Origin of the sequence: Cobetia sp. 2AS (assembly GCF_029846355.1) — a bacterium.
Lineage (GTDB): Bacteria > Pseudomonadota > Gammaproteobacteria > Pseudomonadales > Halomonadaceae > Cobetia > Cobetia amphilecti.
Genome location: NZ_JARWKQ010000001.1, coordinates 502,638 through 527,523, shown reverse-complemented (window position 1 = coordinate 527,523; position 24,886 = coordinate 502,638). Strand labels below are relative to the sequence as shown.

General features: G+C 63.0%; 19 protein-coding genes. 3 read left to right on the top strand and 16 right to left on the bottom strand.

The window, feature by feature from the left end; all coding sequences use genetic code 11:
* The first annotated feature begins 24 nt into the window (after nt 1-24).
* Nucleotides 25-948 carry a LysR family transcriptional regulator gene (locus tag QD356_RS02265; protein ID WP_192838491.1) on the top strand — a complete coding sequence of 308 codons (924 nt, stop codon included), beginning with the start codon at nt 25-27 and terminating at the stop codon, nt 946-948.
* 398 nt (nt 949-1,346) lie between these two features.
* Here QD356_RS02265 and QD356_RS02260 read toward each other — a convergent pair whose 3' ends face one another.
* On the bottom strand, nt 1,347-3,137 hold the full coding sequence (locus tag QD356_RS02260; protein WP_225347763.1) for an EAL domain-containing protein: 1,791 nt from the start codon (nt 3,135-3,137) through the stop codon (nt 1,347-1,349).
* Between the two features lie 695 nt (nt 3,138-3,832).
* Between QD356_RS02260 and QD356_RS02255 the strand changes: the two genes are divergently transcribed.
* Both QD356_RS02255 and QD356_RS02250 read left to right on the top strand, forming a co-directional pair.
* Nucleotides 3,833-4,699 carry a 2OG-Fe dioxygenase family protein gene (locus QD356_RS02255; protein WP_084589647.1) on the top strand — a complete coding sequence of 289 codons (867 nt, stop codon included), beginning with the start codon at nt 3,833-3,835 and terminating at the stop codon, nt 4,697-4,699.
* Between the two features lie 612 nt (nt 4,700-5,311).
* A complete protein-coding gene (locus QD356_RS02250; RefSeq protein ID WP_192838490.1) occupies nt 5,312-5,929 on the top strand; it encodes a LysE family translocator in 618 nt (205 codons plus the stop codon).
* 182 nt (nt 5,930-6,111) lie between these two features.
* On the opposite strand, the gene QD356_RS02245 is transcribed toward QD356_RS02250, so the two are convergent.
* The 15 genes from QD356_RS02245 to leuC all read right to left on the bottom strand — a co-directional run bounded on the left by QD356_RS02245 (nt 6,112) and on the right by leuC (nt 24,807).
* Nucleotides 6,112-6,711, bottom strand: coding sequence for a YceI family protein (locus tag QD356_RS02245; protein ID WP_043336921.1), 600 nt, complete (start codon nt 6,709-6,711; stop codon nt 6,112-6,114).
* A 65-nt stretch (nt 6,712-6,776) separates the two neighbouring features.
* Nucleotides 6,777-7,319: a cytochrome b gene (locus QD356_RS02240; RefSeq protein ID WP_153635333.1), complete on the bottom strand. Its 543-nt coding sequence runs from the start codon at nt 7,317-7,319 to the stop codon at nt 6,777-6,779.
* A gap of 177 nt (nt 7,320-7,496) precedes the next feature.
* Nucleotides 7,497-8,711, bottom strand: a complete 1,215-nt coding sequence (locus tag QD356_RS02235; protein ID WP_043336917.1) for an O-succinylhomoserine sulfhydrylase — start codon at nt 8,709-8,711, stop codon at nt 7,497-7,499.
* 235 nt (nt 8,712-8,946) lie between these two features.
* The gene (purF, locus tag QD356_RS02230) at nt 8,947-10,461 is read right to left on the bottom strand and encodes an amidophosphoribosyltransferase (protein WP_043336916.1); all 1,515 of its coding nucleotides are present in this window, start codon (nt 10,459-10,461) and stop codon (nt 8,947-8,949) included.
* Between the two features lie 242 nt (nt 10,462-10,703).
* Nucleotides 10,704-11,432, bottom strand: a complete 729-nt coding sequence (locus QD356_RS02225; protein ID WP_192838489.1) for a CvpA family protein — start codon at nt 11,430-11,432, stop codon at nt 10,704-10,706.
* Entirely contained in the window at nt 11,429-12,151 is a 723-nt protein-coding gene (locus QD356_RS02220) for an SPOR domain-containing protein (RefSeq protein WP_192838488.1), read from the bottom strand. Before QD356_RS02220 ends, QD356_RS02225 begins: the two co-directional genes overlap by 4 nt.
* Before the next feature lie 49 nt (nt 12,152-12,200).
* A complete protein-coding gene (locus tag QD356_RS02215) occupies nt 12,201-13,703 on the bottom strand; it encodes a folylpolyglutamate synthase/dihydrofolate synthase family protein (RefSeq protein ID WP_192838487.1) in 1,503 nt (500 codons plus the stop codon).
* Nucleotides 13,696-14,715 carry an acetyl-CoA carboxylase, carboxyltransferase subunit beta gene (gene accD, locus QD356_RS02210; protein WP_043336910.1) on the bottom strand — a complete coding sequence of 340 codons (1,020 nt, stop codon included), beginning with the start codon at nt 14,713-14,715 and terminating at the stop codon, nt 13,696-13,698. Before accD ends, QD356_RS02215 begins: the two co-directional genes overlap by 8 nt.
* A gap of 304 nt (nt 14,716-15,019) precedes the next feature.
* Nucleotides 15,020-15,652, bottom strand: a complete 633-nt coding sequence (locus QD356_RS02205) for a phosphoribosylanthranilate isomerase (RefSeq protein WP_192838525.1) — start codon at nt 15,650-15,652, stop codon at nt 15,020-15,022.
* A 22-nt stretch (nt 15,653-15,674) separates the two neighbouring features.
* Complete coding sequence (gene truA / locus QD356_RS02200) at nt 15,675-16,796, bottom strand: tRNA pseudouridine(38-40) synthase TruA (RefSeq protein WP_318833287.1); 1,122 nt, start codon at nt 16,794-16,796, stop codon at nt 15,675-15,677.
* On the bottom strand, nt 16,796-19,666 hold the full coding sequence (locus QD356_RS02195) for a FimV/HubP family polar landmark protein (RefSeq protein ID WP_192838486.1): 2,871 nt from the start codon (nt 19,664-19,666) through the stop codon (nt 16,796-16,798). Before QD356_RS02195 ends, truA begins: the two co-directional genes overlap by 1 nt.
* A gap of 456 nt (nt 19,667-20,122) precedes the next feature.
* Complete coding sequence (asd, locus tag QD356_RS02190) at nt 20,123-21,244, bottom strand: aspartate-semialdehyde dehydrogenase (protein ID WP_192838485.1); 1,122 nt, start codon at nt 21,242-21,244, stop codon at nt 20,123-20,125.
* Between the two features lie 218 nt (nt 21,245-21,462).
* Nucleotides 21,463-22,545 (bottom strand): 3-isopropylmalate dehydrogenase, encoded by a 1,083-nt coding sequence (gene leuB / locus QD356_RS02185; RefSeq protein WP_043335563.1) that lies wholly within the window; start codon nt 22,543-22,545, stop codon nt 21,463-21,465.
* Nucleotides 22,546-22,690: 145 nt separating this feature from the next.
* On the bottom strand, nt 22,691-23,344 hold the full coding sequence (leuD, locus tag QD356_RS02180; RefSeq protein ID WP_107335256.1) for a 3-isopropylmalate dehydratase small subunit: 654 nt from the start codon (nt 23,342-23,344) through the stop codon (nt 22,691-22,693).
* Between the two features lie 11 nt (nt 23,345-23,355).
* Nucleotides 23,356-24,807, bottom strand: a complete 1,452-nt coding sequence (gene leuC, locus QD356_RS02175; protein ID WP_192838484.1) for a 3-isopropylmalate dehydratase large subunit — start codon at nt 24,805-24,807, stop codon at nt 23,356-23,358.
* Nucleotides 24,808-24,886 lie beyond the last annotated feature (79 nt).

Sequence of the window (24,886 nt, the reverse complement as noted above, 5' to 3'; positions counted from 1 at the left end):
CAGCACTTGCTCAGGAGACACACCATGGAGCGCACCGAGCTACTGCCTCCCCTCAATGCCCTGCGCACCTTCGATGTGGCAGCTCGCCATGAGAGCGCCTCGCGCGCCGCAGAGGAACTGCATGTGACCCACGGGGCCGTCAGCCGTCAGATCCGCCAGCTGGAAGACGCACTCGGCACACGCCTGTTCGATCGCGCCGGGCGTGGCCTGACGCTGACACAGGCCGGCCGTGAGCTGGCGACCGCGACCCGTCATCACCTTGGCGGTCTGGCACGCGTGTGCGGTGCACTGGCACGCAGTGATGCGCGGGCGCCCTTCGTGCTGAGCTGCCCGGGGTCGTTTCTGGCACGCTGGTTCATTCCGCGGCTGGGGGCACTCAAGGACGCCCTGCCGGAACTCGAGCTGCACCTGACCGCCAGTGATGACAACGAAGGGCTGCGCAATGGCGTGGACGGTGTCCTGCGCTTCCAGACGCCGCCCTTTGACGACGCCGAGCATCAGGAGACGCGCGTGCTGGGCACCGAGCGCATCGGGCCCGTCCTGCGGCCCGACAGCGAGTGGCTGAGCGAGGCATCCAGCCCCCCTCCCCCCGAGGTTCTGCTTGGCCTGCCCCTGCTGCATACCCGATCGCGCCCGCAAGCCTGGCCGGATTGGTGCTCACGCCAGGGGCTATCCAGTGAGGGGCTTGATTACGCGCAAGGCTTCGAGCACCTCAACTACCTGCTCGAGGCGACACTGGTCGGGCTGGGCGTCGGCATCGCGCCGGACTATCTGGTGGAGGAAGACCTTCGCAGCAAGCGCCTCGTCGCCCCCTGGGGCTTCGTCGAGACCGAGGCATGCCTGACGCTGACCTTGCCGCAGGTCGGCCGCGCTCGTGCTCGCCACCCGCATGCCGAGGCGCTGGGCGAATGGCTCGCCCGGGAGCTGGCGACGGCACCGCCCCACTAGCCACACTTTGTGACAGGCATAAAAAAAGCCAGTCACAAGGACTGGCTTGCCCGGACATGTATCCAGAGGATAGCGCCGGAAAGATCGTGAATCCGCTCAAGGAACCATCGCAACCTGCAACGCAGGCTGGAAGCGAGGATGGGCGAACAACCCTGCGCATTGAACGACGCAGCCACCCTCGGCAGAAATGATCGAGGAGCCATGGCTGGCTCGACTCGAAGACTTCACGTCAGGTGGCCAGTCCTTATCCGAGATGGAAGACTCGAGATGAAGGGTGACGGCCTGACGCGTTTCAACTGTCAGCATCATATCTTTTAGTCCGCGAACAAAAAAGGGCCCAAACAGCAACAGACCTTTGCTGGAGAAGCACCATCAATCGCTCGCATGGCCGACCGGTATCAGTGACAGCCAGGGGCTGCAGCACCCTTGTCCGAGGCGAGGGCCCCCGAGGCGCGATTCGGCGGATTGTTGCCGCCGAGTAACAGACGCTGAATATCCGTGGCCGCCATCGGCTTGTAGAAGTAATAGCCCTGGATCAGGTCACAACGCATCTCGCGCAGCAACTCCAGCTGCTGTTCGTTCTCGACCCCTTCCGCGACCACCTCCAGCCCGAGGCGATGCCCAAGGAAGACCGTAGCCTCCATGATGGCGCGGTCCTTGGGCTCCTGGGCGCACTCGATCACGAAGGAGCGATCTATCTTGAGCGCCGTCACGGGCAACAACTTGAGATAGCTCATCGAGGAATAGCCGGTGCCGAAGTCATCGATGGCGATCTTGTAGCCACGGTCGTAGAGCGCCCGCAGGCTGTCGCGTACCTTGATGTCGGCATCGATCAACACGTTCTCGGTCAGCTCGATACCGATGTCCCGCGGTGTCAGTCCGTATTCCTCGACATAGGCCTCAAGGCGGGTGAAGACATCCGAGCTGATGGCCTGGCGTCCGGAGATGTTGATGTCGATCCGGTAGCCTTTCAGCCCCATGGCGCGCCATTCGGCCTGCTGACGACACGCCTGGCGGATGACCCAGTCTCCCAGACGCTCGATCAGATTGGTGCGCTCGGCGACCTTCACGAAATCGGAGGGCGGAATATAGCCCTCGGGAGAATGCCAGCGCAGCAGCGCCTCGAAGGATTCGATGCGCTCACTGCGCGCCGCCACCTGCGGCTGATAATGCAGCGACAATTCCCCACCGCCATCCTGATTCAACAGCGCCTGCAGGCGTCCGGCCAGATGGTGCTGATGCAGCATCTCGTTGCGGACTTCCTGATTGAAGAACTGATAGCCATCGCGCCCGGCCAGCTTGGCACGATGCTTGGCGACATCGGCATTGCGCACCAGCTCGGCCGCCTCGCTCCCATTCTCGGGATACAGGCTGATGCCGATACTCAGGCGCAGCAGCAACTGGCGCCCTTCGATCTCGAAGGGTCGCTGGAAGTCCTGACGAATGCGCTCGACCACCGACAGGGCATCACTCTCGTAATCCAGTCGTGGCATTGCCAGCACGAATTCATCGCCACCAAAGCGCGAGAGCAGATCCTGATTGCGCTGGAAGCCCTGCAGACGCTTGGCCACGCTACGGATGACGCGGTCACCCATCTCGTAACCGAGGGTGTCATTGATCTCGGTGAAATGATCGATATCGAGAAACAGCACCATCAGGGTGTCGTCATGACGCTGACATTCACTGAGCGCCTCGCCGAGTTCGCTCTCGAAGGTCTGGCGATTGGGCAGCTCCGTCAGGGGGTCGAAACGCGTCATGTAATCCAGATCACGCTGGACCTTGCGCTCACCCGCCAGATCGATGTCGATACAGAACATCAGCGGGTTGTCAGTGCGCTCTCCCAACATCACATGGTGGGAAAAGACAGGCACGGGGGCGCCTGACTTGTGCTTGAGCTCAAGTTCACTGGAGGGAATCTCGATACCCTGAGAGACCCAGGCATGGTGTGCGTCCACCACGACATCTGCCATCGTCTCCGGGATCACCAGAGTTTCCAGGCATCGTCCGCGAGCTTCCTGCTCGCTATAGCCGTATAGCCGCTCGCTGGCCTCGTTCCAGTAGATGACGCGGCGCTGGCTGTCATAGCCCTGAACGGCGACGCGCGGCAGACTTTCCAACAGCTCTCGAAAGCGCTGATCACTGACGGGAAGTCCCTTGCTGGTCGAGAGGCCAACCATACTCGTCTGCATGACCGCCTCCTGCGTATGCTGATGATGTGACACCTGACGCTTGCGAGATAGCATGATGCCCGCAGTTGCGCCAAGAATCACCATCAGTAACGCGGTTGGCCATCGACCCAGCATGCTCTGGCCCCACATCACCACCACCATCAACGTCAGTACCACGGCAATGATGACGGGACGAGAGCACAATATTCCGGCGGCCCTGCTGGCCTGGCGGAACCCTTTAGCCATGTTGAAGGATACCTCCGCTGCCGTCCTTCGCCTGTTCGCCGGACTTCGGCGGGGCAGATCAACTCGTGACGGGATGTCACTTCGAACGAGTTCTCTCACACGCAGAACGAGTTCTTGTCGTCATGAGAAAAGTCTAAGGGTCTGCTGCGCGTAAACCCAGCGTCTTGCAGCGCCTCTCGATAACTATCCTCAACGCTTCATGCAGTGCCAGGCGGCTTGAACCTGCGTTGCGGTGCTCGTCTGCAAAGGGCGAAGAATAGCGTTAATGACTTACATAATGCCAGTCGATTAGATTACTCATACCTTGATATTGGCCATGTACCCATATTGATGATACTTGCGCGAGATTAGCGTGTTACCGCCATGGTACGGGTTTGACTATCTCGTGCGCACCTTCCCATTCTCCTCGACGTTGCCAACGCAACACCTTCCATTTGCGCCCAAGCGCACAAAACGTCGAGGAATTTCATATGAACATCGCAAATCGTGGCGTACGTCAACTGGCCGACTCTTCCCGCAAGATCACCTTGGAACAGGGCGGCCTGGTGGAGCACTACCCGACCCCCAAGACGGACACCACCCCCTTGCGCCTGCCGCTTGCCTCGCAGTACTGGCCGGAGGCAGTCCACGAGGAGCTGGCACGCCAGCATTGGAGCAAGGCATCCATCACCTCCCAGATCGACCTCGAGGCCTGGCAAGGCTTCCTGAAGGACCTGCCGCGTGACCCCTACGTCAACACCCGCTGGAAGCGCATGTCCTGGCTGCATCTGAACGACCAGCATGAAGTCGAGACGCTGGGCGAATGTCCGATGGCGCAGGGCGGCAAGTTCAATGACGCCGCCAGCATGGCTGACCGTCTGCGCTATTACGCACCGCTGGAAGAGAGCTTCACCGAGCGCGAGGATGTGCGCGCCTTCGTGAAGGCCTGGGCCGACATGTGGGGTATCGGCCCGCGTGAACCTATCCTGATGCAGATCACCGGCGTGCGCGGTGATGGCACCATCGATCCTCTCCAGGGCCAGGGAATCCACGCCGATGGCTGCAAGTACCTGAGCATCCTGGTGCTCAACCGTGAGAATGTCAGCGGTGCCATCAACACCCTCTATCAGGACAAGGCAGGCAAAGAGCTGCTGACCACCACGGAGCTGGCACCGGGCGAGGTCCTGCATATCCACGATGACCAGCTGTTCCACAGTGTCAGCTCCATCACCCAGGAGAACGCCGGCGAGCACTTCGAGCGCTTCATCATCATCATCAACTGCTCGTTCATCGACGAGTTCCAGAACCGCATGCTGCGTCGTCATTTCCCGGACGCCGTCCTCAACGACTGCGAGTGAGCAACGGATTGCTCGCGAGCCATCGCAGCGAGACGCATCGCAACTTGCGGCGTCGTCTCATCTGAAGCCCCGCCGCGCAGAAGCCACGATGCCGATGCCCCCCCCGATACGTGAAACCCTGTTCTGAGCGCCTGAGTACCTGAGCACCTGAGTATCTAGGTGCCTAAGCGCCTAAGTGTCCCAGTGCCCGAGCCTCATGGCGTCAGACACAGGAAAGAAGAAGGAGAACCTGCCATCAGGTGACGCACTGTCACAAGATGCGCGCCGACGAAAACGTGCATGTGCAGCACCCAGCGCCAGCCGGGCCACCGGCTGGCGCTTTTATATGCCACAGAGCGCCCGCTTCGCGCTTGCCTTGAATCATGCATCTGCCCTGTTACACGATTCTTCCTTCTTCTCTCTCTTCTTATCTCCTCTTCATTCTGCTCTCTTCACTCTTTCCTTGTTCTCGCTTTCTCCTCCTTCATCCCCTCCTCTTGTTCTGCTCTCCCGCACCGCCGCGCTTTGCATTACTCTGGTGTCTTGCGCTTGGCGCTCTCGCCTGTCGAGACGCGCTTGATTGCATCGTCGCTTTGGCGGCGCTGCCCTCCCCCTATGCATCAGGGACCTCTCATGACCTTTGAAAGCGGGCTGACCTTCTTCATTGCCATCTTCCTGTTTGGCATCACCCCCGGGCCTGGCATCCTGGCGCTGCTGGCGCGCGGCATGAGCCAGGGTGGCAATGCCTGCGTGCCGATGGCCGTAGGCATGAGTCTCAGTGATGTCTGCTACATGCTGGCGGCGGTATTCGGCCTGTCGGCACTGGCCACGCATTGGGGCGAAGTCTTCGTGGTCATCCGTATCCTGGGCGCCGCCTACCTGCTCTATCTCGGCTACAAGTTATGGACGAGCTCACCGACACTGGAGGAAGCTGAAGTCCCCAGGCTACGTGGCAACTGGTGGAAAGGGTTTCTACAGGGCTTTCTCATCTCGGCATCCAACCCCAAGGTCATCCTGTTCTATATCGCCTTCCTGCCCACCTTCATGGATATCACCCAGCTGACCGGCAGCGATATCGTGATCGCCGCCGGACTCAACCTGAGCGCATTGCTGCTGGGCGTGGTGCCGGTGGGCTATCTCGCCGGGCGTGTCCGCCGCTATCTGCGCTCGGCGAAGGCAGTCAAACGCCTCAATCGCAGCGCCGGCGGCCTGATGATCGGGGCGGGCGGCTATCTGGCATTGCGCGGCTGACGCCTGAACGACGCTCCATGTGACGCGAGCGCCTTGCACAAACACAAACGCCCCTGCCGATTGGCAGGGGCGTTTGTGTCGAGAGGCATGGGGTGGGATTACAGAGCGCTTGCGCCCAGCCCACGGCGTCAGTGCACACTGTCGGCGCTGACGTCAGCACCAGTGTCCTGCACTTGCCGTCCTTACTGGCGGATACCTTCGATGACCAGATACAGATCGACGGTGGCCGCATTCGGGCCAAGCTTGGACGTGTCGATGCCGTAGTCGGCGAGCTTCAGCGTAGTGGTGCCTTCAAAGCCCTGACGGTAGCCGCCCCACGGGTCTTCACCGCCGCCGATATGATCCACATCCAGGGTCACGGGCTGCGTCTGGCCGTGCAGCGTCAGGTCGCCCTTCAGCTTGCCGGAACCATCGCCGGTGGACTCGAAGCCAGTCGAGGTGAAGGTCGCCGTCGGATATTGGGAGACATCCAGGAAGTCTGCCGACTTGATGTGCTTGTCGCGTTCGGCGTGGGCACTGTCCAGGCTATCGACATCGACTTCTACCGACACCTTGGCATCTTCCGGCTTGCCCTGGTCATAGGAGAAATCACCACTGAACTCCTTGAACTGCCCCAGCACGTAGGAATAGCCCAGATGGCTGATCTTGAACTGGATGAAGGCGTGCTGGCCATCGGTATCGATCGTGTAATCGGAGGCCTGTGCCTGACCCGCCATCAGCGGCAACGACGCCGCCATGAGACCTGCCACCAGTGACTTGCCGAGGAAGGATGTCTTGTTCATGTTGGTGCTCCTTGAGAGGTTTCGTCACATCTGGCGTTCGAGCGTACCCAACGCCTTCCTTTTCGTCAGCGCAGCGGTCGAATCATGCGCCGCAACGTGTCCTGCCCATCCAGCAGGTGATGCTTGAATGCCGCCGCCGCATGCCCCAGCGACAGGATGATCAGCACACAGGCAGCATACCAATGCACCTCACCTGCCAGCGATGCCTGATCCTTCAGTCCCGAGATCACTGCCGGCACCTCGAAGAGATCGAATACCTTGATGCCTCGCCCGTCAGCGGTGGAAATGAGGTAACCCGAGATCATCACCACCAGCATCAGCACGTAGAGCAGCACATGCCCGACCAGCGCCGCGCGCTGCTCATTGCGCGTGCCGTGCGCCTGTGGGGTCGTCTGGCTCCAGCGCCAGGCGAGCCGCACCAGCGTCAGCACCAGCAATATCACCCCGACCGAGCGATGCCACCACGGACCGAGCTGGTACCAGGCATCGTAATAGCCAAGCGACGTCATCCACCAGCCCAGCGCGAAGAGCCCGACGATGGCCAGCGCCGACAGCCAATGCATCACGATGACAGGCCAGCCCCAGCCCCGTCGAGAATTACGCCACATGAGGTGCTCCTGATGACAGTCTCCACCTGACCATCGAGCTGGCAGGTTCTTTGAGCAAGAGCTTAACCAGTGCCCGAACGGACGCCAACCCTTGCGGGCAACACCAGCGAAATTGTCCAGAGACACCAACGCTCGGCAGAACCGGGCGTTGGTGTGCAAAGGCAGGCGTTACGGGACTCAGCTCGCGAGGCGATCAAGTCCGCGCGCCAGATCACGCTTGATGTCGTCGAGGTCTTCCAGGCCGACGGCAATACGCAGCAGGCCCTCTTCGATGCCGGCGGCCGCTTTCTGGTCATCGCTGAGGCGACCATGAGTCGTGGTGGCCGGGTGCGTGATGGTGGTCTTCACGTCGCCCAGGTTGCCGGTGATCGACAGGATGCGCGTCGCATCGACTACCGACCAGGCCGCCTCACGGCCGCCCTTGACCACCACCCCCAGCACCGCACCGAAGGCCTTCTGCTGGGCCTTGGCCAGTTCATGCTGCGGATGGCTCTCAAGTCCGGAGTAATGCACCCGCTCGATGGCCGGATGCGCTTCCAGCCAATGTGCCAGCGTCAGCGCGCGTGCACAGTGGGCTTCCATGCGAATGTTCAGCGTCTCGAGGCCCTTGAGGAAGACCCAGGCGTTGAAGGGGCTCAGGCACGGCCCGCAGGTACGCACCACGCCATAGACCTCTTCCATCAACGAGGAGCTTCCCACCACGGCGCCGCCCAGCGTCCGGCCCTGACCATCGAGATACTTGGTGGCGGAGTGGATGACGATATCGGCGCCCAGCGTCAGCGGACGTTGCAGAGCCGGCGTACAGAAGCAGTTGTCGATGGCGAGCCAGGCGTCGTTCTCATGGGCCAGCGCCGCCAATGCCTTGATATCGCCAAGCTCGGACAGCGGATTGGACGGCGTCTCGGCGAACAGCAGCTTGGTGGCCGGCGTGATCGCGTCGCGCCAGGCGTCCAGATCCTTCAGTTCGACGAAGCGCGTGGTGATGCCCAGCTTGCCGAAGTACTTGGTGAACAGGCTGACACTCGAACCGAAGATGGAACGCGATGCGACGATTTCATCGCCGGATTCCAGCAACGCCAGCACGGTGGACATGATCGCGGCCATGCCGGAACTGGTCGCCACGCAACGCTCACCGCCTTCCATCGCCGCCAGGCGCTCCTCGAAGAAGCGCACCGTCGGATTGGTGAAGCGCGAGTAGATGTTGCCGGCTTCATCGCCCCCGAACTTGGCTGCGGCCTCAGCGGCGCTGCCATAGACGAAGCTTGAGGTGGTGTAGATGGGCTCGCCGTGTTCCTGCTCGGCACCGCGCAGGTGACCGGCGCGGATGGCGAGCGTCTCGAGGCCCAGCTCATCGCGGGAAAGACCGGCGCGGGAAAGATTGTCGTCGTGCATGGTGTCCAGTACCTCTACTGATGGAATCTACTGCCCTGTGAATCACGATCCAGCGTCACGCGCCGCTGTGACATGTCGCGTCCTCAGCATTTCGGGTCGCGTCGACAGCAAGAAGAAGGAAAAGCGATGCGCCAATGTTACCGGTTTTGAACGCGCAACGGGCCCCGGATTTCTCCGGAGCCCGTTGCGGTTCGCTCATCGCTTGATTGCCTGCCGAGGATGGCAGGCAGCCGGATCAGTCGAGATCTTCCGAATCGTTGTGCAGATCCACCACCGCGTGGGTCTCGCCAGCGCTCTTGGCGCCATCGTTGCGCGAGGCACGCAGGTCGTTCAGATAGGCTTCGTCGATATCGCCGGTCACGTAGACACCGTCGAACACGGAGCAATCGAACTCATCCAGCGCCGGATTGACTTCACGACAGGCGTCCTTCAGGTCGTCGAGGTCCTGATAGAACAGACGGTCAGCGCCAATCAGGTCCGCGATTTCCTTCTCGGTACGGTCATGGGCGATCAGCTCTTCCGCCGCCGGCATGTCGATGCCGTAGACGTTGGGATAGCGAACCGCCGGTGCTGCCGACGCGAAGTAGACGTTCTTGGCGCCCGCTTCGCGCGCCATCTGGATGATCTCGTTGCAGGTGGTGCCGCGCACGATGGAATCATCCACCAGCAGCACGTTCTTGCCGGCAAACTCGATATCGATGGCGTTGAGCTTCTGACGCACGGACTTCTTGCGCAGTGTCTGACCCGGCATGATGAAGGTACGGCCGATATAGCGGTTCTTCATGAAGCCTTCGCGGTAAGTCACTCCCAGATGCTGGGCCAGCTCGAGGGCGGAGGTACGCGAGGTATCGGGGATCGGAATCACGACATCGATGTCCTGCTCCGGCCATTCCCGCACGATCTTGTCGGCCAGCTTCTCGCCCATGCGCATGCGGGTGCCGTAGACATAGGCACCGTCGAGCAGGGAATCCGGACGCGCCAGGTAGACGTGTTCGAAGATGCACGGCTTGAGGACCGGATCATCCGCGCACTGCAGGGTGTGCAGCTCACGCTCCATGTCGATGAATACCGCTTCGCCCGGGGCCAGATCACGGATCAACTCGAAGCCGGCGACGTCGAGCGCCACGGATTCGGAGGCGATCATGTACTCGACGCCTTCGGCGGAGTCACGCTTGCCGAAACACGCCGGACGGATGCCGTGCGGGTCGCGGAAAGCGACCAGGCCAGTGCCGTTGATGATCGAGACGGCCGCGTAGCCGCCCTTGCAGCGACGATGCACACGACGCACGGCATCGAACACATCACCGGCGCCCAGACGCATGCCCTGCTTGCCCAGCTCGTGAGCGAAGACGTTGAGCAGCACCTCGGAATCGGAGCTGGTGTTGATGTGACGCAGATCAGAGGAGAACAACTCCTGCTTGAGCTGGTCGGAGTTGGTCAGGTTGCCGTTGTGCGCCAGCGTGATGCCGTAAGGCGAGTTGACATAGAACGGCTGTGATTCCGCCTCGCTGGAGGAACCGGCGGTCGGGTAGCGAACATGGCCGATCCCCATGTTGCCCTTGAGACGCTGCATGTGACGAGTGCGGAAGACATCACGCACCAGACCATTGCTCTTGCGCAGCAGGAAACGACCTTCGTGCCAGGTCATCATGCCCGCGGCGTCCTGCCCGCGGTGCTGCAATACGGTCAGCGCGTCATACAGCGCCTGGTTGACCGAGGCGTTGGCCATCAAACCTACAATCCCGCACATCCCGTCATTACCTCACTAATACACACTTGGATAGGGAAGCGCACGCTGGCGACTGCCGGCGCCCGTCCATATGGCAATATGAGTGCTCACACGGCGCAATTGTCAGGCCTGCCCCCCATGCAGGCAACACCTGACCGATGGGTCAACCCTTCGACTGGCCCGCATGAGGCTTCAGCAACGCGTGCCGAATGCCAAAAACGACAACGCCGGGCCACGATGCCCGGCGCTGAAGATCCTGCCTGTCACTGCTCAGCATCCGCATTGCGGCTTGCGGCCTCGCCAGCGGTGCTGCCTCTGAGCAACGCCTCCAGCGAGGGCTGGTCCTGGGCGGAATCCTGGCGCGTGAACGACTGCAGCGCCTGCTGGCTGAGGCTGTCGCTCAACGCACGCCCTTCTCGCTGGGCGCTGTCGATCAGACCGCTGGCCTGCTGCTTGAGCCGGGTGCCGCTGGTGGAGTCCGGCAGCGACACGCTCTGACCCCAGTCACCGCCCGTATCCCACTCACGATAGCGAGCCAACGACCAGTCGCGCAGCTGTTCAAGCGTCGGCCGCAACTGGGCGGCCTGCCAGTCGGCGCTGTCACGCAGGGGCGTCAGCCCCACCACGGCGGTGATCAGCACCAGTATGACCGCCGCGCGCAAGGCGCCGAATACACCGCCGAGCAGGCGATTGAAGCCGCCCATGCCGGCTGCATGAATCAAGCGTTCCAGCAGGCGCAACATCAGCCCCCAGAGCAGCACGCTCGCGATCACCACCAGCACGAAGCCGACCGCGGTGCGGATGCCGGGCGAGACGATCATCTCTTCGAGCAGGCCACCCACCTCGGCGCCGAACTGGCGTGCCGCGACCAGTGCCACCAGCCAGCCCGCCAGGCCCAGGGCCTCGCTGAGCAGGCCCCGCATCAGCCCCAGCAGTACCGAGATACCGATCAGGCCCAGACATAGCCAATCGATCCAGACCAGCTCGTTCACTCACCCTCCTTGCGTCGTACCAGCAGGCCCTTGATATTGACCTGCTGCTGCAAGCGCGAGCGTGCGGACTCACCGATCTCGGAAGACTTGTACGGGCCGACGAAGACAACGGTCAACTTGCTGCCACGCGGGATCCGGTATGCCGCGAAACCCTTGCCCTGCAGCTCCTTCTGGAGACGCTCGGCGTTGGCCGGGTCACCGAAGCTGCCGACCTGCACGGCCCAGCCACCGGCGGAAGACGACGGCGCATTCGAGGCAACCGCAGGCTTCGGTTCAGGCTTGGGCGCGGGCTTGGGTTCAGCCTTGGGAGCAGGCTTGGGCTCCGGCTTGGCAGCGGGTTCCGGTTCCGGTTCCGGCTTTGGCTTTGACTGCGGCTCGCTGCTGGCCACAGAGCGGGTCGGCGACAACTGCTCGGCCTCGGCGACACGGCCTTGGGACTCGGAACCGCTGTCACTGCCGGCACCCGGGGCACTGTCACGCACCTTGCCGTTGCTGTCGACGAAGGTGATCGGCACATCCGTGCCGATCTTCAGCTCGCTGGGCGGCTGCGGCTCATCGACGTTGGAGCGATCGATATCCACCGGCTTGCCAAGCGTCATCACCGGACTCGGGCGCTCATCACGGGCCGGCGGCTCATCGAAGAGCATCGGGATGAAGATCACCCCCAACGCCAGCAGGATGACCGCACCGCTGATTCGCTCGCGTTTGCCATATTTCATTGTGACATCTCCCTTGCACCCGAAATCCCGGACCCGCCGCCGGCCTGCATCAGGCCTGGGCGTCGAGCCACATCAATGCTTCACCGACCGTGAAGAAGGAACCACAGACTAATACTTCTCCAGCGCTCGTCTCGCGTGCCAACCATTCGGCTGCAGCGGTGACCGTCTCGCACTCCGCCAGCACCTCACCACCACAGTGGCGGACCACGGCGGCAAGCTCACTGGCCTGACGGCTACGCTCGCCCTCCAGGGTGGCGACGACGAAGCCGTCCACCACCGGTGCCAGCGCCTGAATCACGCCAGCGGCATCCTTGTCGCCCAGCATGGCGAGCAACGCCCGCCGCGGCTGAGTGGCAGGATCCCGCGCGCAACGCAGATCATGAGCGGCAAGACGACTGGCCAGATAACTCGCGGCATGCGGGTTATGGCCGACATCCAGACACCAGTCACGCCCGTGACGACTCAGCCACTGCATGCGCCCCTTGAGCTTGACGCTCGCCATGGCCTGCTGCACGCATTCGGCATTGAGCTCGATACCGGCCTCGACCAGCGCATTCAGCGCACTGGCCGCATTGTCGCGCGGCAAGCCCGGGTCTGGCAGTGCATCGAACGTCAGTGCCGGCGCTGACAGGCGCTGCCATTGCCATTGCGAGGTAGCCGAATGGTCCGTGCTGCCATTCACATTGCCATTCACAAATTCAGCCGCGACCTGCCAGCGAAAGTCCTGCCATAGCACCTGCGGCGTGACACCCAGCGTGCGAGCATGCGCCGCACAACTGGACGGCAGCACATCCGAGCCGAACACGGCCGGCTTGCCGGCGCGCAGAATACCGGCCTTCTCGAAGCCGATGTTCTCGAGGTCGGTGCCAAGAAACGCGGCATGATCCTGCGCGACCGTGATGATCATCGCGACATCACAGTCGATGATGTTGACGGCGTCCAGACGCCCGCCCAGGCCGACTTCCAGAATCGCGAGCTGCGGTTGCTGCTGAGCGATCAGCCACAGCCCGGCCAGCGTGCCGGCCTCGAAGTAGGTCAGGCTGATCACGCCCTCGTCATCCACCGGCTCACCATTGGCTGACAGCCCGGAGTGGCGCGCGGAATCGACCTGCTCGAAGGCCGTGACCAATGCCGCATCACTGACGTCTTGACCATTGAAGCTCAGACGCTCGTTGTAATGCAGCAGGTGCGGAGAGGTATAGGTGGCGGTGCTCAGCCCGTGGGCACGCCCCAGCGCCTCGAGCATGGCAACCGTCGAGCCCTTGCCGTTGGTGCCGGCCACGGTAATGATGCGGCCACCGAGCCGACGCGCACCCGCCCCGACCAGACCGAGACGCCTGGCCACGCACAGCACTCGGGCAAGGCCCATATCGATACTGACGGGGTGCTGATACTCGAGGCGCGTCAGCCACTCATCCAGCGAGAGGCCACGCGGCACGGCATCATGCAGGGGGGAAAGCTGCCACGAAGCGGCATCCAGCGGAGGGAGTGAGGAAGACTGCAGCACCTCATCGGTGCTGCAGCTTGCCGGGGCGGAGCCCTGCTCAGCCATCGCGACGTTCGCCTTGCGGCTTCTCGCTGGTGAAGGTCTCGTCGAGCACGCTGTCCACGGCGGAGCGCGGCTCGGCCGGTGCTTCGACAGTCGCATCCGCCTCGACGGATTCTTCTTCGACGACCGCATCCGCGACCGGCAGGTTGGCGGCGTTGACCGGCATGCCCTGCAGCTTGAGCAGGATGCTGGACAGGCGCTCACGCATCTCGCGGCGGTGGATGATCATGTCGACGGCGCCATGCTCGAGCAGGAACTCGGAGCGCTGGAAACCTTCCGGCAGCTTCTCGCGCACGGTCTGCTCGATGACACGCGGACCGGCAAAGCCGATCAGGGCGTTCGGCTCGGCGACATTCAGGTCGCCCAGCATCGCCAGCGACGCAGACACGCCACCGAAGACCGGATCGGTCAGCACGCTGATGTACGGCACGCCAGCCTGCTTGAGCTTTTCCAGCGCCGCGGAGGTCTTGGCCATCTGCATCAGGGAGAACAAGGCTTCCTGCATGCGAGCACCACCGGAGGCGGCGAAGCAGACCAGCGGGATGTTCTCGGCCAGCGCAAGCTCTGCTGCACGCACGAACTTCTCGCCGACGATGGCCCCCATGGAGCCACCCATGAAGCTGAACTCGAAGGCCACGGCCACGACCGGCTGACCGGAGAGAGCACCGCGCATGGCGACCAGCGCATCCTTCTCGGAGGTCTGCTTCTGGGCAGCGCTCAGGCGATCCTTGTACTTCTTGGAGTCGCGGAACTTGAGGCGATCGACCGGCTCGAGATCCGCCGCGATTTCCTCGCGGCCTTCACTGTCGAGGAACCAGGACAGACGCGCACGCGCAGTGAGACGCAGGTGGTGGTCACACTTCGGGCAGACGTTGTCGTGCTTGGTCAGCTCCGGAAGGTACAGGACTGCTTCGCACTTGGGGCATTTACGCCACAGGCCGTCAGGAATGGAGGTACGCCGATCCTTGCGTTGGATACGGCTCATTGACGGCACAATCTTGTCAAGCCAGCTCATGGTGGGGAGGCTTCCGTTTTGCTGCTGTTCTGGGCACCGCTCGACGACTGTCGGCGGCCATGCGAGTTGGCACATATTCCAGGGCGTTCACGCCCCCGGCAATATGGCGGGCAGCTACCATCACAGGGCAGTGCCAATGGAAAAGACCGTGCAACCCATTGGTCGTACGGCCACTTTTCCGAATTCTGGGGGTCATTGTAGCGGCTTCGCCCCCCTTGCGGGTAGTGCGAGATGCCAATTGAGCGTTGCGGCCCTCGCCGCTTGGGACGAAAGCAACGCAAGGGCCACAACGCTTGACGGCAAATCAGCGCTGATGGCGGACTGCCTGACAGAATGCCTGCATGCGCTCGGCACTCTTCTCGCCGGGCGCGGCTTCCACACCGCCGGAGACGTCGACCGCGTAAGGGGCGACCTGCGCCACCGCCGCGGCGACATTGCCTGACTCGAGACCCCCGGCCAGGATGACCGGCAGCGGCAGATCGGCCGGGATGCGCGACCAGTCGAAGGTCTCGCCGGTGCCACCGGGCACGCCGGGGCGATAGGCATCCAGCAGCAAGCCACGCGCGTCATGGTAGCGCGCCGCCTCCGCGGCGAGATCGATCCCGTCACGCATGCGCAACGCCTTGATATAGGGCCGCCCAGCCGCTCGGCACTGCTCCGGCGTCTCATTGCCATGCAACTGGAGCAGATCGAGATGCGGTGCCGCCGCGGCAATCTCTTCGGCGCTGGCATCCACGAACAGGCCGACCCGCGTCACGAAGGCCGGCACGCACGCGGCAAGCTCGGCCAGCCGCGCCACATCCACCGCACGCTTGCTGCCCGGCCACAGCACGAAGCCCAGCGCATCGGCACCTGCTGCCACGGCGTCGCGGATATCCTGCTCACGCGTCAAACCACAGATCTTGATCCGGGTACGCTGGCTCGCTCGAGCGCTCATCTCGGTCATGGGATCACTCCGTTCAACGTGAGGATTCATTCTGGGTGGCAGCCGTCAGCGTGTCATCCTCGGCGCCTGCCGCAGGGTCGCCTGCCGCAGGGTCGCCTGCCGCAGGATCGCCTGCCGCAGGAATCGCTTGTTCATGCTCGCGACTGAGGCGCTCGGCTTCACGGGCCACGTTGGCCAGCCGGATGGCCTCCTGCTCACTGAGCTTGCCTGCCGCGCGCGCCTCTTCGGCACCCTCGGCCTCGGCACGCGCCATGCGTGAGCGCACCATCGGGCAGTCCGGCAACGGGCGCTCGCCCGTCCACTCGCCAAGATGTGCGACCAGACCAGGCCCCAGGGGTTCCTTGGGCAGCGCATAGCGCGGCGGATAGATGACATCGACGAAGTGAAGCCCTGTCGCCGCTGCCGTCGCGCTCGAGCGCGTGCGATCTCCTCCGCGCATCAGCTCGACGATCCACTCGACAGGCTTCTCGCCACGCCCGATGGCCATCAAGGTGCCCGCGATATTGCGCACCATGTGATGCAGGAAGGCATTGGCCTGGATATCGATCATGACGATATGGCCATGGCGACTGACTTCAATGAAGTGCACGTGGCGGCGCGGCGAGCGCGATTGACAGCCTGCGGCGCGGAACGCCGAGAAATCCAGCTCGCCCACCAGATGCGCCGCCGCGGCCTGCATGTCGGCGACATTGAGCGGCTCGCGACACCAGGTGACATTGTTGCGCTCCATCACCGGCCGAAACGGCTGGTTGATGATCATGTAGCGATAGCGACGGGCGATGGCGCTGAAACGCGCGTGGAAATCATCAGGCACCGGCACGGCCCAATGAATCCCGATATCGGGGGGGAGGTTGACGTTACCGCCCATGCGCCAGGCCTTGCGACTGCGGCCCACGGGGGTATCGAAATGCACGACCTGACGCACGGCATGCACACCGGAATCGGTGCGGCCACTGCAATGCACGGTAATCGGCGTGGAGGCGACCTTGGACAAGGCCTTCTCGAGCGCTTCCTGCACGGAGGGGGCGTGGCTCAGACGCTGCCAGCCACAATAGCGGGTGCCATCATATTCAACGCCCAGAGCAATGCGCCCCGGGCGTTTCTCGTTATCATCCAGCGGTGTAAAAAAGGGCATCAGGTCAGACCAAAGCGCTCCATCAACGCCAGCGCCTCTTCACGGACCATGTCATCACTGGCAGTAGCGAGCGGCTCAAGCAGCGCAGCCGCCTGATCATCATCGCCATCCACCAACAACTGACGGGCTTCCTCGAGCTGTTGGAATGCCACGGTATCCTGGGCGCCAGCCCCAAACCCTGCCGACTCGACAGAGGGATAGGCATTATCCTGATCCCCAGACTCGAACGCCACTTCCTCGACCTCGAATTCCGAGATATCACGCCGCGGCACGTCCACCTCTTCCAGCGTCATGCTATCCAGTGACGGCAACTCGTCCATGCCATCGACTGCGGCTGACGGCTTGCTGGACACCTCATACGGCTTCTGGCTCGCAGCGCTGCCTTCACTTGCGCCACTGCTCTCACTTGCAGCACCGTTCTTCTCACTTGCGGCACCACTCTCGATCGCGGCGTTGTCATCCAGCTCTTCACGCAGCGAGGTGAACTCGACGGACTCGCCCTTGAGCGCGCTATCCGCCGCCTTGGATGCCGCGGTATCAGTGCCCTTCTCGCCATCGGCGTGACCAGCATCCCCCAGCGTCAATTCCGGCGCCTGGTAATCGATCACGTTGTCGCTGTTGAAGTGGCTCTCACGCACGGGCGCCTTCTCGAGGTCCTCGCCCTTGAGGCCCGGTTCGAACGCGACGCCTTTATCGGGAGCATGCTCGACCAGCGGTTCGCTCACGCCGTCACTGGCATACGATTCGCTGTCAGACAGCGCGCCGGCATCTTCCTGGTCATCAAGGGAGGCGTCAGAGCCCGTGGCGGATGCATCTGACATGCCGTGAGCCGCATCATCGGCCTTGTCGCGACCTTCAAGCGGCGCGCGAGGCGCTGCCGCCTGCTGGCTTGCCACCCCCGACAGATAGGAGACCTTGCGCCCCACCTGACTCGCGCCGCCGCCTGCGACAGCACGCAGCGCACTGCTTGAGACACTGTAACGATCCAGCAGCGCCTGAGCCTCGAAGCGCTCTTCTTCATTGCCGGCCGCCAGCACCTGCTCACCTTCCTGATGCAGGGCTTCGGCGTTGCCAAGCTCGCCATGGACTCCCATCAGCTTGAGGCGCAGGTCCTGGCGTGCGGGATCTTCCACCAGACCGGCTTCCAGCAGGGCCTGCGCCTGATCGAAGCGGCCGTAGGCGATGAAGATGTCCGCCTCGCTGATCGCCGCCGCTTCCGGCTGTGAGAGCGGCTCGAGACTGCCGGAACCCCGGCGCGCCGCCACATTGGCATCTTCAGACGCAGATGACTTGTGACCCGCGGCAGCAGCGGCAGTCGAGGCCGCAAAGGTATCCGGGAAGACGCGTGGCTTGTCCTGGTCGGGCTCTTCATTGCCGCGGACCGCATCGGCAAAGCTCATGTTTTCATCGCCCCCGGAACTGGAGCGGCGGCGCATCAACAACAGCAACAGAAGCAGTAGTGCACCGGCTGCACCGCCGACGATGGCCAGGTTGTCCTGCACCCATTTCCAGGTTGCCTGGGGCCACGGCTGCTTGGGCAATACCAGGTTGCCCTCGCCGTCGCGCGGCTGACCGAGGTCCACGCCAGCCGTGATCAGGCTTTCCGGCAACGCCAACGGCGAGATACCGCTGTTGACGAGCAGACGATTCTGTTTGGCGAGCAGTACCTTGGCCGTCTCGAGCTGCTCGGTACGCTCTGCCAGAGACGCTCGCAGCTCGCCGACTTCGTTGCGCAGGGAGGCCACTTCGCTACGCAGGTCATCCCGCTCCTGCTCCAGCTGATCGAGGCGCTGCTGATTGGTCAGCAGCTGGTCTTCCAGCGATTCGAGGCGATCAGACAGTTCATCGATCGCCTGCTGGCTACCCGCCGATATCTGACCACTGGCCGCCGCCTTGGGCTTGCTGCCGTCTTCATCCAGCAGCGTCAGACGCGGCTTGCCGTCGGCACCCGCGCTGGCGGGCCCGCTCGGTGCGGCCGTGGCCGCAGGCGCAGCACTGGCGGAGGGCTCGTTCGATGTGCTGGCCGCAGCGGTTTTCTTGCTGGCCGGAGCCGGCACGGTCTTGCCCTGCGCGCCCGCGACCCACTGCTGATACTGCTGACGCACTTCCTTGTCGGCCTCGGTACGCGAACGCCCCAACATAGTGCTGCGGTCCGGCACGCTCAGCACCACTCCCGCACGCAACTTGTTGATATTGCCGCCCGGGAAGGCCCTGGGGTTGGCTTCCTGGATCGCCAGCATCGCCTGACGGATACTGACACTGGCATCCGGACGCACGCGACGCGCGATCGTCCACAGCGAATCACCGTTGCGCACCTTGATGCTGGACGGCGGTGTGCTGGATGACGCACTGCGCGAGGCAGCCTGGCTGGGCTGAGCATTGTCGCGAAACACCACGGAACGCGTCGGCGAGGAATCGTTGGTGGCCAGCGGGCGCGAGCGCGCGCCGGCAGGTGTCACCAATGACGGCTGACTCGAATAGCCCGCCGGATCGAACAACAGGGTCACCTGACGCTGCAGCTTGCCATTGGGCCATTCGACATCCAGCAGCAGGTCCACATAGGGCTCACGTACCGCGCCATTGGTGGATAGCTGGAGGTAGTAGCGCCCACCCTGCTGCTTGACGGCAACCTTGATGTCATCGCTGACATAGCTGCGATCGACGCCCGCTCGCGTAAAGGCGGCAGAATCGGCAACGCCGGCCTTGATGAGGCTGGCATCGAGGCCCGAGGTATCCGTGAGGCCGATGCGCGCGTCCAGTGGCTGATTCAGATTCGAGCGCAACCGCGGCGATTCCATGCCGACTGCCAAGGCCTGAGCACTGTAGACGGCGAACGACACCGCCAGTGCGAGAGGAAGCTTGCGTCCCATTGAGTGTCCCTTCGTATGCGGCCGAATCATTGCCCGGCCTGCGCATTATGTTACGTATACTTACACAAGATACCAGAGAGTCCGTCCCAAGAGTGCGGGAAGCCATTGGCAAAGTGGAAAAAGTTTCAACGATAGAGTGACGGCCCACGATCGATAAAGGCCGCAGAGGCGTCATATCGCGAGTGACCAGCTCGACGATATCCCCTTTACGATACCCGTAAAAAACACCTCCCTGCCATCATGCATCAAAAGCGCCAGTCAAAATCGCAAAAAATGCGCAGGAAAGACTGAGATATCTGGTACTCGCCGTGACATCAGTGACCTATCTCTTACCTGAAATCACCGATCTTCCATGACGTAACGTGCAAAAGAGAAACGCCCTCGACTCCAGAGAGCCGAGGGCGCTTTCAGGTCAGGCTCGCAATGAACCCGACGACATGCTGCTACACAGTGCGATCAGGCCGCGCGATGTTCACGCAGGATGGTCAGCATGCGCTTGAGCGGCTCCGCGGCCCCCCACAGCAGCTGGTCACCGACACTGAAGGCGGACAGGTATTCGCCACCCATCGCCAGCTTGCGCAGACGGCCGACCGGTACGGTCAGGGTGCCGGTCGCAGCGGCCGGCGTCAGGTGCTTGAGGCTGTCTTCCTTGGTATTGGCGACGACCTTGACCCAGTCGTTGTGCTTGGCCAGGCGGTCTTCGATCTCGTCCAGCGGCACGTCCTGCTTGAGCTTGACGGTGAAGGCCTGGGAGTGGGAACGCATCGCACCGATACGCACGCACAGCCCATCGATCATGATCGGGTTGCCCTGGCTGTCGAGAATCTTGTTGGCCTCGACACCGGCCTTCCACTCCTCGCGGGTCTGACCGGATTCCATCGCGGAATCGATCCACGGCAGCAGCGAGCCGGCCAGCGGCGCACCGAACTGCTGGGTCGCGAAGTCATCGCCGCGCATGGTGGCGGTCACCTTGCGGTCGATGTCGAGGATGGCGCTGGCCGGGTCCGCAAGCTCGGAGGCCACGCTGCCATTGAGCTGGCCCATCTGGGTCAGCAGCTCACGCATGTGGCGCGCACCGCTGCCGGACGCCGCTTGGTAGCTCATGGAGGTCATCCACTCGACCATGCCGGCCTCGAACAGGCCGCCCAGGCCCATCAGCATCAGGCTGACGGTGCAGTTGCCGCCGACGAAGGTGTTGGCACCGGCGCCGATCTTCTGGTCGATCACGTGACGGTTGACCGGGTCCAGCACCAGCACGGCGTCCTTGTCCATGCGCAGGGTGGAGGCCGCATCGATCCAGTCGCCCTTCCAGCCGGCTTCGCGCAGCGGGCCGAACACCTGCTTGGTGTAGTCGCCGCCCTGACAGGTGACGATGACATCCAGCGCCTTCAGCTCATTGATGTCATTGGCATCCTTGAGCGCCGGCACCGGCGTGCCCACGTCAGGACCGGCCTGACCGACTTGGGAGGTGGAGAAGAATACCGGCTCGATACCGGCGAAATCGTTGTCATCACGCATGCGTTGCATCAGCACGGAACCGACCATGCCACGCCAACCGACAAATCCGACTTTCAACATACTTGTTCTCCTTGTTCATGCACGGCCGGGAGCATGGAAGACACCACCGCTCCCGACACAGGAATGACCCGCAGCGAGCACAGGCAACTCACACGAGGCGAGCCTTGCCCAACGCTCCAGCCGCAGGTCCTGACATGAGAACCCGGCGACGCACGCCGAGCTCCCCCATGATCATCACGTGAACGCCGCTGGCTTGCGGCGTTCACGCGGGTCTTGCCTTACGCCTGGGCCTTGAAGGCGGCCAGCACGGCATCGCCCATCTCGGAGGTGGAGACCTTGCGCGTCCCGGCGTAGGCGATGTCGGCAGTGCGCAGACCTTCATCCAGCACCACGCCGACCGCCTTCTCGATGCGCTCGGCCCAGGCGGCTTCGTTGAGCGAGTAGCGCAGCATCATGGCCACCGACAGGATGGTCGCCAGCGGGTTGGCGATGCCCTGACCCGCGATGTCCGGCGCGCTGCCGTGGCACGGCTCATACATGCCCTGACCACCCGCATTCAGCGAGGCGGACGGCAGCATGCCGATGGAGCCGGTCAACATGGCGGCCTCATCCGACAGGATGTCGCCGAACATGTTGCCGGTGACCACCACGTCGAACTGCTTCGGAGCACGCACCAGCTGCATGGCGGCATTGTCGACGTACATGTGCGACAGCTCGACATCCGGGTAGTCGGCGGAGATGCGCTCCATCACGTCACGCCACAGCATGGTGACTTCCAGCACGTTGGCCTTGTCGACGCTGCACAGCTTCTTGTTGCGCTTCTGCGCCATCTCGAAGGCGGTGCGACCGATGCGCTCGATCTCGGACTCGGAGTAGACGTAGGTGTTGTAACCAACCTGCTGACCATCACGCGTCTCGATGCCACGCGGCTGACCGAAGTAGATGCCACCGGTCAGCTCACGCACGATCATGATGTCCAGACCGGACACCACTTCCGGCTTGAGGCTGGAGGCCTCGGCCAGCTGCGGGTAGAGAATCGCCGGACGCAGATTGGCGAACAGCTCGAGCTCCTTGCGCAGTCCCAGCAGGCCGCGTTCCGGGCGCAGCGAGATGTCCTCGAGCTTGTCCCACTGCGGGCCACCGACTGCGCCGAGCAGGATGGCGTCCGCCGCCTTGGCCGCCTCCAGCGTTTCCGCCGGCAGCGGGTGACCGGCCGCGTCATACCCTGCACCACCGACCTTGCCTTCGCTCAGCGTGATGTCCAGACCTTCGCTGCGGGCGGCTTCAAGGATCTTCACGGCTTCGGCAGTGATTTCCGGGCCAATGCCATCACCGGGCAGAATCAGGATATTGCGGCTCATCTGGAACTCTCCTTGGGCCGGAAGTCTTCCGGCGAGACCGACGGTACACCATCGGTGCTGAGACTGGGCTCGCCGCCATTCTGGACGGCGAGCCATGACGAATATGTTGCGATGTCAGGCGCTGACTGACGCGACGCTGGCCAGATCAGGCCGTCTTGCCGTCGCGGAACAGCCACGGACGCTCGGTGCGATGACGCTTCTCGAAGCTGTCGATGGCGTCCTGGTCCTTGAGGGTCAGACCGATATCGTCCAGGCCTTCCATCAGGCAATGCTTGCGGAAGCTGTCGACCTCGAAGGGAATCGACTCACCGGACGGCGTGATGACCGCCTGTGCCTCGAGGTCGATATCCAGACGATACCCTTCCACCGCCTCGGCTTCCTTGAACAGACGGTCCACCGTGTCCTCGTCGAGGGTAATCAACAACAGACCGTTCTTGAACGAGTTGTTGTAGAAGATATCGGCGAAGCTCGGCGCGATGACCACGCGGAAGCCGAAGTCGGTCAGTGCCCAGGGCGCGTGTTCACGCGAGGAACCACAACCGAAGTTGCGACGCGCCAGCAATACGCTGGCACCCGCGTAACGCGGCTGATTGAGCACGAAATCCGGATTCAGCGGACGCTTGCTGATGTCCTGACCGATATAGCCCTCATCGAGATAACGCAGCTCATCGAAGAGGTTCGGCCCGAAGCCGGTACGCTTGATCGACTTCAGAAACTGCTTCGGGATGATCAGGTCGGTATCGACGTTGGCGCGATCAAGCGGTGCCACGAGGCCCTGCTGGCGAATGAACTTTTCCATGTCGGGCCTCCTCAGGCGACTTGAGTGTTGTTGGTAGGGATGGGGGCAAAGTCACGAACATCAACGAAGTGACCCGCAATCGCGGCAGCGGCGGCCATGGCCGGGCTGACGAGGTGCGTACGCCCACCGAAGCCCTGGCGGCCTTCGAAGTTGCGGTTGGAGGTAGAAGCACAATGCTCACCGGCGCCCAGCTTGTCGGCGTTCATCGCCAGACACATGGAGCAGCCCGGCTCACGCCATTCAAAGCCCGCCGCGAGGAAGATCTCGTGCAGCCCTTCCGCTTCCGCCTGCGCCTTCACCAGGCCAGAGCCCGGCACCACCATCGCCTGCTTGAGGCTCTTGGCGACCGTGCGGCCTTCGGCCACGCGCGCCGCTTCACGCAAGTCCTCGATACGCGAGTTGGTGCAGGAACCGATGAACACGCGGTCCAGCTTGATGTCGGTGATCTTCTGCTGAGCGCTGAGGCCCATGTACTCGAGCGCACGGGTGATGCCACGCGCCTCGGTGTCATCGCTGGCCGCGGCCGGGTCCGGCACCACGCCATTGACGCTGGTGACCTGCTCCGGGCTGGTGCCCCAGGTGACCTGCGGCGCGATGTCTTCGGCCTTGAGCACCACGACCTTGTCGAATTCGGCGTCCGCATCGGAGACCAGATTGCGCCAGTCGGCGACGGCCGCTTCCCACTGCTGGGCGTTCGGCGCATAGGGGCGCTCGTAGAGATAGTCGATGGTGATGTCATCGACACCGACCAGACCGACCCGCGCACCGGCTTCGATCGCCATGTTGCAGATGGTCATGCGGCCTTCCATGGAGATGTCCTGGATGGCAGAGCCGCCGAATTCGATGGCATAGCCGGTACCGCCGGCGGTGCCGATCTCGCCGATGATGGCGAGCACGACATCCTTGGCGGTGACGCCAGTGCCGAGACGACCATCGACGCGCACCAGCATGTTCTTCATCTTGCGCTGGATCAGGCACTGGGTGGCGAGCACGTGCTCGACCTCGGAGGTGCCGATCCCGTGGGCCAGTGCCGCGAAGGCACCGTGGGTCGCGGTGTGGGAATCGCCACACACCACGGTCATGCCCGGCAGAGTCGCGCCCTGCTCCGGCCCGACCACGTGCACGATGCCCTGACGCGCATCATTGATGGTGAACTGCTCGATGTTGAAGCTGTTGCAGTTGTCGTCGAGGGTCTGCACCTGAATGCGTGAGGTCTCGTCCTCGATACCCGCGATGCCGGCAGCACGCTCCTTGAGAGACGTCGGCACGTTGTGGTCCGGCGTTGCCAGGTTGGCATCCAGACGCCACGGCTTGCGACCGGCCAGACGCAGCCCTTCGAATGCCTGCGGCGACGTGACTTCGTGCAGCAGGTGACGGTCGATGTAGATGAGTGCAGTACCGTCATCGCGTTGCTTGACCAGGTGCTGATCCCACAACTTGTCATAAAGGGTCTGGCTAGCCATGTCGTGTCTCCTCGTGGCGCCTTACGGTAAGAGCGCGCTTGCTGCCTCGGGGCTCGTAACGGCCCCTTGATGAGGGTGT